The 13,187-nt window shown below is 68.2% G+C and carries 15 protein-coding genes; 7 read left to right on the top strand and 8 right to left on the bottom strand.

Annotation, left to right across the window (positions count from 1 at the left end; translation table 11 throughout):
- Window positions 1-24 precede the first annotated feature (24 nt).
- The 3 genes from glpK (at window position 25) to AB0L75_RS29765 (ending at window position 3,595) form a co-directional block, all read left to right on the top strand.
- Entirely contained in the window at window positions 25-1,554 is a 1,530-nt protein-coding gene (gene glpK, locus AB0L75_RS29775; protein ID WP_365186915.1) for a glycerol kinase GlpK, read from the top strand.
- Between the two features lie 84 nt (window positions 1,555-1,638).
- Window positions 1,639-2,346, top strand: coding sequence for an AAA family ATPase (locus AB0L75_RS29770; RefSeq protein WP_365186912.1), 708 nt, complete (start codon window positions 1,639-1,641; stop codon window positions 2,344-2,346).
- Between the two features lie 364 nt (window positions 2,347-2,710).
- A complete protein-coding gene (locus AB0L75_RS29765) occupies window positions 2,711-3,595 on the top strand; it encodes an alkaline phosphatase family protein (RefSeq protein ID WP_365186909.1) in 885 nt (294 codons plus the stop codon).
- 208 nt (window positions 3,596-3,803) lie between these two features.
- Here the strand turns inward: AB0L75_RS29765 and fabV are convergent, their stop codons facing one another.
- Window positions 3,804-5,012 carry an enoyl-[acyl-carrier-protein] reductase FabV gene (fabV, locus tag AB0L75_RS29760; RefSeq protein WP_365186907.1) on the bottom strand — a complete coding sequence of 403 codons (1,209 nt, stop codon included), beginning with the start codon at window positions 5,010-5,012 and terminating at the stop codon, window positions 3,804-3,806.
- A 335-nt stretch (window positions 5,013-5,347) separates the two neighbouring features.
- Window positions 5,348-5,998, bottom strand: coding sequence for a TetR family transcriptional regulator C-terminal domain-containing protein (locus tag AB0L75_RS29755; RefSeq protein ID WP_365186904.1), 651 nt, complete (start codon window positions 5,996-5,998; stop codon window positions 5,348-5,350).
- A gap of 71 nt (window positions 5,999-6,069) precedes the next feature.
- Between AB0L75_RS29755 and AB0L75_RS29750 the strand changes: the two genes are divergently transcribed.
- From AB0L75_RS29750 to AB0L75_RS29740, 3 genes are all read left to right on the top strand, one after another.
- Window positions 6,070-6,306: a hypothetical protein gene (locus tag AB0L75_RS29750; protein WP_365186901.1), complete on the top strand. Its 237-nt coding sequence runs from the start codon at window positions 6,070-6,072 to the stop codon at window positions 6,304-6,306.
- A complete protein-coding gene (locus AB0L75_RS29745) occupies window positions 6,303-6,461 on the top strand; it encodes a hypothetical protein (RefSeq protein WP_365186899.1) in 159 nt (52 codons plus the stop codon). Before AB0L75_RS29750 ends, AB0L75_RS29745 begins: the two co-directional genes overlap by 4 nt.
- Before the next feature lie 195 nt (window positions 6,462-6,656).
- Complete coding sequence (locus tag AB0L75_RS29740; protein ID WP_365186897.1) at window positions 6,657-7,724, top strand: pentapeptide repeat-containing protein; 1,068 nt, start codon at window positions 6,657-6,659, stop codon at window positions 7,722-7,724.
- Between the two features lie 15 nt (window positions 7,725-7,739).
- Here AB0L75_RS29740 and AB0L75_RS29735 read toward each other — a convergent pair whose 3' ends face one another.
- On the bottom strand, window positions 7,740-7,910 hold the full coding sequence (locus tag AB0L75_RS29735) for a hypothetical protein (RefSeq protein WP_365186894.1): 171 nt from the start codon (window positions 7,908-7,910) through the stop codon (window positions 7,740-7,742).
- 124 nt (window positions 7,911-8,034) lie between these two features.
- Window positions 8,035-8,160 carry a GNAT family protein gene (locus AB0L75_RS29730; RefSeq protein WP_365186891.1) on the bottom strand — a complete coding sequence of 42 codons (126 nt, stop codon included), beginning with the start codon at window positions 8,158-8,160 and terminating at the stop codon, window positions 8,035-8,037.
- A gap of 838 nt (window positions 8,161-8,998) precedes the next feature.
- On the opposite strand from AB0L75_RS29730, the gene AB0L75_RS29725 reads away from it, so the two are divergent.
- A complete protein-coding gene (locus AB0L75_RS29725; RefSeq protein ID WP_365186888.1) occupies window positions 8,999-9,295 on the top strand; it encodes a hypothetical protein in 297 nt (98 codons plus the stop codon).
- A gap of 237 nt (window positions 9,296-9,532) precedes the next feature.
- Here AB0L75_RS29725 and AB0L75_RS29720 read toward each other — a convergent pair whose 3' ends face one another.
- From AB0L75_RS29720 to AB0L75_RS29705, 4 genes are all read right to left on the bottom strand, one after another.
- Window positions 9,533-10,753 (bottom strand): S53 family peptidase, encoded by a 1,221-nt coding sequence (locus AB0L75_RS29720; RefSeq protein ID WP_365186886.1) that lies wholly within the window; start codon window positions 10,751-10,753, stop codon window positions 9,533-9,535.
- A 524-nt stretch (window positions 10,754-11,277) separates the two neighbouring features.
- Entirely contained in the window at window positions 11,278-11,643 is a 366-nt protein-coding gene (locus AB0L75_RS29715; RefSeq protein ID WP_365186883.1) for a hypothetical protein, read from the bottom strand.
- A 120-nt stretch (window positions 11,644-11,763) separates the two neighbouring features.
- Window positions 11,764-11,997, bottom strand: a complete 234-nt coding sequence (locus AB0L75_RS29710; protein WP_365186881.1) for a hypothetical protein — start codon at window positions 11,995-11,997, stop codon at window positions 11,764-11,766.
- A gap of 195 nt (window positions 11,998-12,192) precedes the next feature.
- Window positions 12,193-13,158, bottom strand: a complete 966-nt coding sequence (locus AB0L75_RS29705; protein ID WP_365186878.1) for a LuxR C-terminal-related transcriptional regulator — start codon at window positions 13,156-13,158, stop codon at window positions 12,193-12,195.
- Window positions 13,159-13,187: the final 29 nt, after the last annotated feature.

Raw genomic sequence — 13,187 nt, 5'->3', positions numbered from 1 at the left:
CCCCGTCGGAAGGCAGACCCGATCATGGCTGAACGGTATGTAATGTCCATCGATCAGGGCACCAACTCGACCCGATGCATTCTGTTCGACCACCGCGGGCGGCTGGTCTCGGTCGCGCAGAAGGAGCATCAGCAGCACTTCCCCAAGCCCGGATGGGTCGAGCACGATGCCGTCGAGATATGGCAGAACCTCCGGCGCGTCGTACCCGAGGCCCTGTCCGAGGCCGGCATCGACACGGGACAGGTCGCCGCCGTCGGCCTGGCCAACCAGCGCGAGACGACGGTGCTCTGGGACCGGCGTACCGGCGCCCCACTGGGCCGGGCGATCGTCTGGCAGGACACCCGCACGGCAGAGCTGGTCGAGGAACTCGGACAGCACCCCGGCGAGGATTTCTTCCTGGAACGGTGCAGTCTGCCGCCCTCGACCTATTTCTCGGCGCTGCGGATCCGCTGGCTGTTCGACCACGTCAAGGGCCTGCAGCAGCGCGCCCTGGACGGCGAGGTGCTGTTCGGAACGATCGAGAGCTGGCTGATCTGGAACCTCACCGGAGGGGCCGACGGCGGCCTGCACATCACCGACGTCACCAACGCCAGCCGCACCATGCTGATGAACATCCGCACGCTCACCTGGGACGAAGAGCTGCTGGCCTTCTTCGGAGTGCCCCGCCCGATGCTGCCCGAGATCAGGTCGTCCGCCGAGACGTACGGCGACGCCCGCTCGCTGCTCCCGGGTGCCGCCATCACGGCCGCGCTCGGCGACCAGCAGGCCGCGCTCTTCGGCCAGACCTGCTTCTCCCCCGGCGAGGCGAAGTGCACATACGGGACCGGCAGCTTCCTGCTGCTCAACACCGGCAGCGACATCGTGCGGTCCCGGCACGGGCTGCTCACCACCGTCGCGTACAAGATCGGGGACCAGCAGCCCGCCTATGCGCTGGAAGGGTCGATCGCCGTCACCGGAGCACTCGTCCAGTGGTTCCGTGACCGCCTGGGCCTGATCAACAGCGCCCCTGAGATCGAGACCCTGGCGCGGACGGTCGAGGACAACGGCGGCTGCTACATCGTCCCCGCCTTCTCGGGTCTGTTCGCACCTCGCTGGCGCAGCGACGCACGCGGGGTCATCGTCGGCCTCACCTCGTACATCACCAAGGGACACCTGGCACGTGCCGTCCTGGAGGCCACGGGATGGCAGACACGAGAGGTCGTCGACGCCATGAACGCCGACTTCCCGGTCCCCCTCCGGCAGCTCAAGGTGGACGGGGGCATGACCGCCGACAACCTGCTCATGCAGTTCGTGGCCGACGTGCTCGACGTACCCGTGGTGCGGCCCATGGTCGCCGAGACGGTCTCCCTCGGCGCCGCCTACGCGGCCGGGCTCGCCGTCGGCTACTGGTCGGACCTGGAGGTGCTGCGCCGCAACTGGCACCGGGCCGCGCAGTGGCTGCCCGACATGGACCCCGCACTGCGCGACGCGGAGTACGAGAACTGGCAGCGGGCCGTCGAACGGTCCCTGGGATGGGCCAGATCACCGCGCCCCGCCGACCCCGGCCCGCCGTGAGACGACGGCCGCCCGCGAAGGAAGCCGGCCACCGGCGCTGCCGCTGCCCCGCGGCCTTGGCACACCTTGTGGGAAACTCGACACGTGATCATCGAACATGCGTACGCACATATGGCCTCGGACGACCAGGACGAGTGGCCCTGGTCCGTGCCTTGTGTACGCGGGCTGCTGGAGGACGGGCTGCGGTTCACAGCGCCTGTGACCTTTCTCGTCGGCGAGAACGGCTCGGGCAAGTCCACTCTGGTCGAGGCCCTCGCGGAGGGCTTCGGTCTCGACTCCTGGGGCGGCTCGCACGACTGGCGTTACGCGAGCCACCGCCCCAAGTCGGTGCTGGGTGAGCGAATCCGGTTCGACGCAGCTCCGCGCGGGCGGCGCATGCTGGGGAGCTGGTCCGCCCGCAAGGGGTTCTTCCTGCGCGCCGAGACGGCGCTGGACGCCCTCGGCCGGGAAGGGTTCGCACCCGACTCGGTCAGTCACGGGGAGGGCTTTCTCGCCGCGTTCCGGGGGAAGTTCCTCCAGCCAGGACTGTACGTGATGGACGAGCCCGAAGCCGCGCTTTCCTTCGCGTCCTGCCTGGAACTGCTCGGCCATATCGACCAGTTGGCGAAGAACGGCGGCCAGGTCATCTGTGCCACCCACTCTCCGCTGCTGACCGCCCTGCCCGGTGCGGACATCATCGAGGTCGGTGAGCATGGCATGCGCCGGGTGGCCTGGGACCAGCTCTCTCTGGTCGACCACTGGCGCCGCTATCTCGCCCACCCGCAGTCCTATCTGCGCCACGTCCTCGACTGAGCGGATGCCCACGGGCCCAGTCAACCGTTTCCCGAGCACGTGCCGAGCACCGAAGCCACTGTGGTCACGGAAGTCGGCACCGGGTGCGTCGGCGCCTCGACGGGATGCACAGGTAATTGCAGACCAAACTCCATCCGGGCCGTGGCGACCGGTTCGGGTGCGGAGCCCGGGTGTCCGGGGGCAACCCTCCGGAAGGTGAATACAGGGGATGGATGAGCCTTCGCCGGCCGACGGCTGTTTGACGGGTTTTCACTACAAGTCACCTGAAGGCCCGGACTGCGCCGCTCTAGTCTCCTACCGCCTGATCAGAAAGGACCTGATCAGTGGACAACCTCCCGCTCTCCGCTCACTCAGGAGGTCCACCGTGTCCTTGCTGTCCCGCATCAAGCGCTCGCGCCGAGCGCTCGCCCTCGTCACCACCCTCCCCGCCGCCCTGGTCGGGGTGTGGGTCGCCGCCCCGGCTGCACAAGCCGCCGCTCTTCCCACCCCCGACCACGTGGTCGTCGTGGTGTTCGAGAACCACTCCTACGAACAGGTCATCGGCAGCTCAAGCGCCCCGTACCTGAACAACACGCTGAAGGCCGGCGGCGGCAACCTCACCAGCTCGTTCGCCATCACCCACCCGAGCCAGCCGAACTACCTGGACCTGTTCTCCGGGAACAACCAGGGCATCACCAACGACAACTGCTACACCCCGCAGTTCAGCAGCGCCGCGAACCTCGGCTCCGAACTCATCGCTGCCGGCAAGACATGGGGCAGCTACAACGAAGGCCTGCCCTCCGAGGGCTCCACGGTGTGCACCAACTCCGCCACCAAGTACGCCCGGAAGCACAACCCGTGGTTCGCCTTCAGCAACGTTCCGCTGAACACGGCGCACACGTTCGCGCAGTTCCCGACGGACTACACGACCCTGCCGAAGGTCTCGTTCGTCGTCCCGAACCTGTGCAACGACATGCACGACTGCTCCATCAGCACAGGTGACACCTGGCTGCAGAACAACCTCAGCGCCTACGCCACCTGGGCCCAGACCCACAACAGCATCCTGGCCGTCACCTTCGACGAGGACGACTCCTCGCACAGCAACCACATCGCCACGGTGTTCTACGGTGCACACGTCGCGCCGGGCAGCTCCACCTCGACGCACTACAACCACTACAACACGCTGCGCACCCTCGAGGACCTGGCCGGTCTGACGACCCACGCCGGGGCCGCGGCCAGCGCCTCCGACATCACCGGCATCTGGAACTGACCCCGGGCCGGGCGCCACACATAGCCCGCTCTCGGCAGTGATACAGCATCAAGTCCGCCGCCTCCCCGGAGGCGGCGGACCTGCCGTACCGGGTGGCCGACGGCCTGGAGGGCGCCCATTGCCCCGGCTCCGCCCGGCCAGCCACAATGTGACCGGAATGCCAGCCGGCCCTGGTCACAACCGCGTGAGCCGACCCAGCGGTCATGCTCTAATCCGCTGTCGCGGGCCAGGGAATGTCGACATCGGACGCTGTGTCGTAGTCGACGCCAGGCACATCGAAGCCGTACAGGCGGTGGATCTCGCTGGTGAGCCAGTCGAGGTCGGCGAGGGAGGCGATGTTGTCGTTCGTGGCGCTGTGCCAGCGGCCTGCGATCGTGTCCTGGGTGGCCTGGTCAAGTTCCCGGTGGTCCAAGCGGATACGGCCTTGTGGGTCTGTCCTCAGGTCAGCCCTTCCGGTCAGCTGATCCCACAGCTCGACCATCTGAGCCGTCGGGGAGGCCATCGCGTCGCCGAGTACGCCGCGTAGCAGGCCCAGGTACAGGGCGATGCCGGGGATGGCGGTGGAGGACTGGGTGACGGCCGCGCTGTTCAGCGAGATGAAGGCGCGGCCTCCGTGCCGAGCGGCGAGTAGAGCGTTCCAGGCGTCTGCGGTGTCCTGCAGATGGGCCTTGGCTGCACCGATGGTGCCCTTTCGATGGATCCGTTCGATCAGGGGAGGGCCGATGTAGGACAGCGCGCAGGTGGTGATTCCGTCGGCCAGCAGGCCGCGGGCGGCCAAGGTGGTGATCCAGCGTTGCCAGTCGGCGCCGCCCATCACCGCCACGGTCTGGGTGATTTCGGCGGGGGAGGCTGCTTTGGTGGTGACGGTCGTGATGACGGGGCGGCCGTCGTCGAAGGCCAGGGTCTTGGTGGTGTGCGGGCGGCCGATCGGTCTGACCGCCGATGTGTAGACCTCGTTGGTGTCGGGGTCGGTGCGGCGAGGGGCGGCGACAGAGTAGATCAAGTGATCCACGGGCCCGAAACGGCGATTCAGTACGTCCGCTGTCTGCTGCTTGACGGTGTCGGAGAAGGCGTCGCCGTTGACGAACACGAACGGGAGGTCGGCCTGGCTTGCCAGATCGGCGGTTGCCGCGGTGCGGTACCAGCCGGCCGTGCCCGTGCGGCGTGCGGGTGCCTTCTCCAGGCACACTCCAACGCCCTGAGCACGGTGGCGGGCGAGGGCGACGATGGTGGCGGCCAGCCCGAATCCGGCCGAGGAGCCGATGACCAGCACCGTGGGCCGCCGTGCTGCGTGGGCTGAGCAGCGGGGGGCGGCAACGGACTTCCACATCTGCTCGACCGCCGCCCGGCATCCGGTCGGGTGGGCGTCGAGGAAGAGAAAGCCTCGGTGCAGCGGGGTGATGACACGCTCGTTCATCGAGATGCCCCTTCGACTCGTGGTGCACGGTGAGGCGTTGCTCCTTGTGCCGCTCCAGCAGGGCGGTGCACGGGAGGTACGAGAGTTCACCTGATGCCATGGTCGGCCAACCGGATGGGATAAGTCCAGGTTGTGAGTTTCATAGACACAAGCCCCCCGCCTGAACCTCTTTCACTCCTCTTGCTTCCAGTGCGCCCTGCTGATGCCTCACCGTCAGGACCACGACGGTCATAGCTTGTTCTTCATGGCCCCCCGGGAGGGCAATCGGTGGGCCGGGCTCGCAGGTGCGGCGCGCCGTCGATGGTGGCTCACTCCCCGGCACCGGAGCCGCCTTGCTAGGGGGTCTGCGCCGATCCCTGGGTTTCCATGGGCAAGGCCAGAGCGCGCAGATGCGTATGCAGCACATCGAGGCATGCCCGCGGATTCAAGATCTCAGGGTGCAGGACTGCATTGAGGCCGAGTCCGTCCAGGAGCGCCGTCAGCCGTTCGGTCTCGACGTCGATGTCCAGGCCGGGGCGAAGGACACCGGATGAGTCGAGCCGGGCGAGCACGCGGCGCACCAGCCACCTTGTGCCTTCGGCGGCCCGGCGCGACAGGTCTTTGAAGGTCGGGTCGGTACGGGCCGCCGCGTTGAAGTCCACGAAGACGGTGACCTCGGCGCGGCGGCGTTCATCGAGGGGCAGAAGCTCGGCCAGGAGCCCGGCCGCGAGTTCAAGCTGTTCCGGGCTCGGGTGACGGCCCAGGTCCCCGATCTGGTCGACGTGTTCAAGCAGGCGACCGCTGACCCGGTCCAGCATCGACTGCATCGCGAAGTTCATCAGCTGCTCCTGGCTGGCGAAGTAGTGACGCAGAGAGCCGATGTTGAGTTCAGCCTCGGCGGCGACGGCGCGCAGCGAGGTGCGGTGCAGTCCCTCGCGGACGACGACTCGGAACAACGCGTCGACGACGCGGCGGCGGCGAGCTTCGGGGTCCACGTGCTTGGGCATGGAGCCTTTCTATCACGCCTGTGATACAACGGATGTATCACAGGCGTGATAGAACGACTGGAGGCTACTTCGTGGAGACGTATCTCAACCTCATGCTCATCAGGTTCGGCCTGGTGGCGGGCGGTCTCGTGGTGCTGGCGCTGCTGATATTCGCCATCGCCCTGTCTCTCAAGCGCAGGGGCAGGCTCGACGAGGTACGACGCTATGCAGACCCCGTGGTGAAGGCCGGGCTGCGCGCCGCCGCCGAGCGCGTCGCGGGCGGGAGGAGTGGCGCATCGCAGTCGCGGCGACAGGGCGGCCGACGGTGACCGGCCTCGCGGCGACGTCGCCGGACCTTCTGCACCACCTCTTGGTGGACCGCGCGGTCAAGGTCGTCATCGTGATGGCAGCCCTGGGCATTCTGGCGCTCGGGATGACGGTGATCTGGCGGAGGGCCGGACGCCCAAAGGATCGACCCGACTGAACCCATAACACTCAACGGAGGCAACTCATCGACGGCTTCGCCGATTTCGTCGTTCAAGGGTCAAACCCCGACTCCCATGACCACGTCGGTTGACCGTGTTCAGCCCTGCCCTAAGATCCCATGCCTATGGGGGGATCTGTTCGTGGCCGCTCGCGTCTGACTCGCACCGTTGCCGTCGCCTCGGCCACACTGGCGGTGCTCGTCGTGCTGGGCGTTGTGCTGCTCGTTCTTCCGGGGCTGGTGGTCGACCATGACCTCGCTGGCGGCCACCTTGCCGCGGCGGACCGGTTGAGCGCAGTGAACAACGTGCGCGCCACGCTCCTGCAAGCGGTGGGCGGCGCGGTCGTGCTGTTCGGCGCCTACGCCACATGGCGGCAGTTGCGCGTCAGCCAGGACGGGTTGAACGCGACCCGGGAGGGACACATCACCGATCGCTTCAGCCAGGCCGTGGACCAACTCGGCAGCGACAAACTGGACGTGCGTATCGGGGGCATCTACGCACTGTGGCGGATCGCGGACCATTCCGTCCGCGATCACGAGGCGGTCGTCTCGATCATGGCGGCATATGTTCGGACGCACCTGCCCTGGCCGCCGCAGGAGCCCGGATTCCCGGCAGCGGACGCCTCGATCAATTCGGTGCGCCCGCTGGAGACTCGCGCCGCGGACGCTCAGACGGCGCTGACCTGTCTCGGAGTACTGTGCCAAGAGCGCCGCCCTGAGTGGCTCAACATCAGCCTGACCGACCTGAGAAGAGCGGACTGTGACGGGCTGTGGCTCCACGGAGTCAACCTCGATGGCTCATGCTTGGAGGCGGCCAGCGTCTTCCGCGTCAACTTGAGCAAGGCGTCTCTCATAGCGGCCAACCTGCGGCATGCCGAGTTCGGAACCTCGATTCTCCACCAGGTCCGTTGTATCGAAGCCGATCTACGCGGCGCGCGCCTGGTCAAGGCCGACTTGCGGGATGCGGACTTCTCCCGTGCGGACCTGCGGGAGGCGAACCTGCGCAAGGCACGTGCCATTGACGCCGTGTTCGCCGGTGCGGACCTGCGGATGGCCGACCTCCGAGGCTGTGACCTCAGCGGCGCCGACTTGCGGCAGGCGAAACTGGAGAATGCGCTGGCGAGCGACCTCACGATCTGGCCTAACGGTTTCGACGCGCAGACGGCCGGCGTCGTCGTCACCGCCGACCCTGGTGCCGAACCGGACAATCTGCTGCCGGCCGCGGCGATCACGAGGCAGGTCCCTCCTCTGCAGTCGGCCTGATCTCTGGTGGCGTCTTCACTGAGTTGAGCGATCAGGCCACCGGGCCGAGACGCCGTCCGCCCCAGTGGACGCCTTGATGAGGAAGATGGGCGCGCCGCCGGAGTGGGCGGCATGGACCGGCTTCGCTGCGGTCAGGCTGTTGGCGGTGCCCTTGCGGCGGCGATGTGCTTGCACATGCTCGGCCATCACACCTCTCCTGCGATCGGTACGGACACGCTGTGGAACAGTCTGGACAGGCGCTCAGCGGGGGTACCTGACGAGGCCCCAGGGCCGAAACTAAATACTCGTCAGGTCGATCACCGCCTTGTGCTCACCTCAGTTCGCCGCCGGACCGCTCCGCGCGGAGCATGGAGAAGATCACCTGATCGTGCCACTGGCCGCCGCGCCACTGCGCCGAGCGCAGCACGCCCTCTCTGACGAAGCCCGCCTTCTCCAAGGCGCGTTGCTCGGCGATGTTGGCGCAGTCCGTCCAGGCTTGGAGCCGTTCGGCCCTGGTGTGGTCGAAGAGGTACTAGGCCAGCAGTCGCTGGGCCTGGGTGCCTATGCCGCGGCCGTGCGCGGCAGGCACCAGTCAGGTCGAGATCGTCGGCGGTCACCGGGCGCAGCGTGATCTCATCGGACATGGAACGACTCCTGATCCTCTCGACCACACGGTTCGACCTCGTATGGCCGGCGGGGCAACGGCGTCTGACTCTTCCACACATCAAGCCCCGCCCCGGCAGGTGCCAGGCGGCACGCGCCTGGCAGGATCCGGTGCGTCGGACAGGCCCTGCCTCGGCGCGTACGTCCACGGCGACTTGAGGACACCCGTCGACAGCGGGATTGCAGAAAGTCTCCAACGCGCCTCAGCCAAACGGTGTCAGCGGATCAACTCGACGGGCCGGGCAGCCATGGCCGGTTCGGTCATGAGGCAGCCGACGATCTCGTAGATCGTCTTGCCAACCGTGGCCGACACTGCGGCATTTGATCACGTGTGGGACCGCCTTCGGCGGTGGCCTCCTCCGCACAGTTGGAGCCGGTCAAGCAGCGGAGCAAAGGCGGGATGAACCGTGCACCTTCATCCGTGCAGCCGACCCAGAGTGGCAACGAAAAGAATATAGACGCCTTTTTATCTTATCGGCGCTATTCACTTCCCGGCCAAGGACCAAGCCAGTGAGGATTCCCCGCATTCGGCGCGCCGCCAGAAAATTTACCGATCTTGCTTATTAATCTCCGCAACTGCACGAAGTCGATCTGTCACAGATCACATCCACTTCACACCACCGGAGAAAAAAATGCACAAGTTCCACAAAACCGCCGTCCTGATCGCCGCCCTCACGAGCCTCGGATTCGTCAGCGCCGGCGCTGCCCAGGCCCACGGGGGGCAAGGCGGCGGGGGCCACAACGGCAGTCGCTTCAGCGCCCTGCAGAGCACGACCTGCCGATCGCACGACCTGAACCTCGACGTCCTCGGCGCGGTCGGGCTGCTCAACGGCCTGCTGGGCAACGGGCTGAACGGCGAAGGCGACGCCGGCGCGCAGGACACCCACCTGGGCTCGACCATGGGCTGCAACAACAGCGTCGGCAAGTAATCCAGACCCCCCTCCCCCGGCGCCCCGCTCACGGACGTGGGCGCCGGGGGTGTCAGCTGAAGTCGGCCCGTGACTCCCAGCAGGCAACGGGCCAGCTTCATTTGAAGGGCCTAGCCCGCCGGAGTCGGCCGCTTCGCCGACTCCGGCCCGGCGGCGGAGGGCCAGGAGTGCCGCAACGGCGCGGCGGTGGTCCTCCGCAAGGTGCGCACCACCAACCGGCTTACTGCATCGGGCTGTTCAGCCGGTGAAGGCGGTGGTGCCGTTCGGGACGCCGAGCCCGGAGGGGCCGTCGTACCCGGTGGTCCCGGTGCAGAGATAGGAGCCACCACAGCTGCCGTTCGAGCCGCTGGTGACGTCGTACAGCGCCGAAATGTGCGCGTACGGGAAGGACGCCGGGGAGGAGCCGGCGGACGGGGCGCCGCCCAGCGCGTAGGTCGCCGCGATCAGCGGGGAGGAGGCGCTGGTGCCGCCGAAGACCATCCAGCCGGTGGCCGAGCGATAGCTGTCGTAGACCGCGACGCCGGTGTTCGGGTCGGCGACCGCCGCGACGTCCGCCACGGTGCGGTTGGCGCAGCCGGTGTCCTTCTGCCAGCTGGGCTTGGCGTCGTACTTGGAGCAGCCGGAGCCCGCCCCGCTCCACACCGTGTCGGTCCAGCCGCGGGAGTTCGAGTCGGCCTTCAGGGACGTACCGCCCACCGCGGTCACGTACTTCGAGGACGCGGGGTACTCAGCGCCGTAGCCGTTGTCGCCGGAGGAGACGGTGATGGCGACACCCGGGTGGTTGAAGTACGAGGAGTCGTACGTCGCGTCGTTCGACGACTCCGCGCCGCCGTAGCTGTTGGAGACGAACTTCGCTCCCAGCTGGACCGCGGTGTTCAGAGCCGTGCCCAGGTTGGTCATGCTCGACGAACTGGCCTCCACAAGCAGGATCTTGCAGTTCGGGCAGGCCGCGCTGACCATGTCGAGGTCGAGGGAGATCTCCTCGGCCCAGCCGGAGTCGCCGCGCGGGTAGTGGGTGCCGCCGCTCTGGCCCACCTTCTTGAAGCAGCCGTTGGCGGTGGTGCAGGCGGAAAGGCCGTACTGGGAGCGGTAGACGGCGAGGTCGGACTCGGCGGTCGGGTCGTCGTAGGCGTCGACGATCGCCACTGTCTGGCCCGAACCGCCGCCGGTGGACGGCAGGTTGTACGCCGACTGGAGCGAGGCGGGACCGTAGCCGGAGGGCGCGGCGGCTGCGGTCAGGGCGCTCTCGGCGTGCGCCGACTGCGGGGTGCCCGAGGTGACCTGCAAGGCATTGCAGGCCATCTCACCCTTCTTCGTCGGGGTGGCGCATGCATGGGCGACCGTGACGCCGTGGGACAGGCGGGCGGCGGTCTGGGCCGCCTGGCCGACGGGGGCGGCCAGCGCGAGGGCGGCCGTGGCGAGCGTGGCCACGGCGGTGAGGGAAACGGTTCTGCGCAACGTACGTCCTCCACATGGTGGGTGTACCGAGAAGGGCTGTGGGGGGTGCGCGGTACGACCTCGGCGCGGGGTGTGCGCCGTGGCCGCGCAGAACGTACGGATGTCGGGGCCACGTCAACAAGATGGACGTTGAAGCGGGAACGTTCCTTTGCCCTTCCTGGGACGTTCATATACCGCTCCTGAACAAGCCATGGCTGAAAGTCGGCCTACCCATGGCTTGACCCAGGCCGGGATGGAGGGCGGGGAGACGTTCCGCTCCCGCACCGGCGCAGCGGCGAAGCTGGCACCGCTCGATCGCGATGAAACGCGTGCGGTCAGGAGAATCGAGCGCGGCGTCGGATGCCTCGTGCACCGACGCCGCGCTGCGCAGCTACGAGAACGGCCTGGTCACCGTTTCATGCCGTCTGAGGTGTCGCCCGCCCTTCGGCATCGTCGGCCTCCGGGGTCACGGTCGGCATCGTGCCGTGTGCCGCGACTGGTTCCGTTGGCCCGCCGGGAGGGCCGTCGGGCCAAGGACACGGGCCTCAGTAGGTGCCGTACTGCGGCGGGTAGGACGGCGTCTGCTGCGGGTAGGACGGCGTCTGCTGCGGGTAGTACGGCGCCTGCTGCGGGTCGCAGTGCGGTTGGTTGTACTGGTAGCCGCCCGATGTGGCCACCGCCGTCGCCTGCGAGTTGGCCACCGCGGTACCGCCTCCCACGGCCACCGCCGTTGCCTGTGAGTTGGCCACCGCGGTGCCTCCTCCGACGGCCACGGCGGTCGCCTGCGAGTTGGCCACGGCGGTGGCCTGGGGAGGAGCGCCGTAGCCGCCGGCGAAGCTGACGCCGACGCCGAGGGCGGACAGCCCCGCGAACGCTACGGCCACGACGGCGGCGCGCTGAAACCTGCGCATGGTTGGTTCCCTTCTCAATCGGGTGTGAAGCCCTGATCAACTGCCCATCGTGAGCATATATGGGTTATTTGTTGCATTTTGGGATCAGGAGCTCTCCATGCGCGCCGTGTCGGTTGGTGGCTACGACCGCAGGAACCCGTCTCCGTGCGCGCTGATGTGGGCTTCCAGGGCGCTGAGGGCGTCCTGGGTGGCCTGTGCTGCGCCCGAGCCGCGCTTCTCCGCGTAGTAGGCCGCGCCGAGCTTCTTCAGCAGCTCCCCTCCGGCCCGTTGGGCCTGGATCTCGTCCACCTTCTCCTTCCCCTGCTGCAGAGCCTGCTGAGCCTGCTCCTTGGCCCTGTCGAGAAATCCGGTCATGTCTGCCTCCACCTAAGTGTGCGGTCGTCTCCACCGGCCGGTGGGACGCGTATCTCCTCATGAGATCAAACTTGGGCAAGCCATCCATGCCCCGCACCGTGGGTGATTATGGCGGGGGCCGTACGCCCGGCGGTGTGGCGAGGAGGATCCGGGTCAGCGGGCGAGGAACCTCGGCAGGCCCGTGTCTGCACAGCTTCACAGCCAGCCGCGCCGTACCGCCTGCGCGCCTGCCTGGAAACGACTGGTCGCGGAGAGCCTGGCCAGCAGGCGGGTCATGCGGCGGCGCAAGGAACGTTCGCTGATGCCGAGTTGACGTGCTACGGCCTCGTCCTTCAGGCCTGTCCCGAGAAGCGTGAGCAGCGCTCGGTCGGGGGGCGCCGGGGCGGGCTCGGCGGCGAGCGCGGACTCCGGAGAGCCGAGGGGGGTGGCCTGTGCCCACAGTGCCTCGAAGAGCGCGACGAGTGCCTGGGTCAGCGCGGACTCGCGGACCGCCACGGCGGTCTCCATCATCCGGTCCGTGCTGGCGGACAGCGGAAGCAGGGCGCGGCGGCGGTCGGCGATGAGGAGCTTGACCGGGATCTCGGGCAGGACGCGGATGCGCTCGCCCGCCCGGGTGAGGCGGAGGGCCTGCGCGTAGCCGCCGGGGGCCGCGATGACGTCGGCGGCGTGGACGGCCCGGCAGCTGACGCCGCGGCCGAGCACGTCCAGCATCGGATCGAGACTGTCGTCATCGGGGTCGAGGAAGGGCGGGCCGACGAGGACGAGCAGTTCCCGCTCGGTGGCGGACAGCAGGTCCGCGACGTTGGCCGCGATGGCGGGGCCGCCGTGCACGACCTCGGTCAGGCGGCGGGTGTCGTTGTGCAGCCGTGTCTCGCGGAATTCGTCCGCGAGCTGGTCGGCGGCTTGCTGGGAGGCGGTCGAGGTCGGTGCGGCGGCTTCGGATGAGAGCGCCGAGGCCGACGCGCGGGTCGACGGGGACGTGCGCGCCGTTGGGCAGCGGGCCGCGAGTTCGACGGCTCGGAGCCGGGCGAGGGCACCGCGGACGGCGGGCTCGGGCAGGCCGGTCGCTTCGGCGTACGTGGCGGCGGTGCCGGGGAAGTCGCGCAGCATCGCGCGGTAGACGTGCTCGGCAGCGCTGTCCAGGCCGATCGGCTCCCACATCGCGCGCCTCCCCCGTCGTCGCGTACCGG

The sequence above is a fragment of the Streptomyces sp. NPDC052101 genome, assembly GCF_040680235.1.
In the GTDB taxonomy this organism is placed as follows: domain Bacteria; phylum Actinomycetota; class Actinomycetes; order Streptomycetales; family Streptomycetaceae; genus Streptomyces.
This window is presented reverse-complemented; position numbering and strand designations above follow the sequence as displayed.

Excerpts from the sequence above, each read along its gene's own strand:
- AB0L75_RS29715 (WP_365186883.1), bottom strand. The coding sequence starts at position 11,643 with ATGCGCAGGTTTCAGCGCGCCGCCGTCGTGGCCGTAGCGTTCGCGGGG.
- fabV (WP_365186907.1), bottom strand. The coding sequence starts at position 5,012 with ATGAACGAGCGTGTCATCACCCCGCTGCACCGAGGCTTTCTCTTCCTC.
- glpK (WP_365186915.1), top strand. The coding sequence starts at position 25 with ATGGCTGAACGGTATGTAATGTCCATCGATCAGGGCACCAACTCGACC.
- AB0L75_RS29735 (WP_365186894.1), bottom strand. The coding sequence starts at position 7,910 with ATGGCCGAGCATGTGCAAGCACATCGCCGCCGCAAGGGCACCGCCAAC.
- AB0L75_RS29725 (WP_365186888.1), top strand. The coding sequence starts at position 8,999 with ATGCACAAGTTCCACAAAACCGCCGTCCTGATCGCCGCCCTCACGAGC.
- AB0L75_RS29755 (WP_365186904.1), bottom strand. The coding sequence starts at position 5,998 with ATGCCCAAGCACGTGGACCCCGAAGCTCGCCGCCGCCGCGTCGTCGAC.
- AB0L75_RS29710 (WP_365186881.1), bottom strand. The coding sequence starts at position 11,997 with ATGACCGGATTTCTCGACAGGGCCAAGGAGCAGGCTCAGCAGGCTCTG.
- AB0L75_RS29705 (WP_365186878.1), bottom strand. The coding sequence starts at position 13,158 with ATGTGGGAGCCGATCGGCCTGGACAGCGCTGCCGAGCACGTCTACCGC.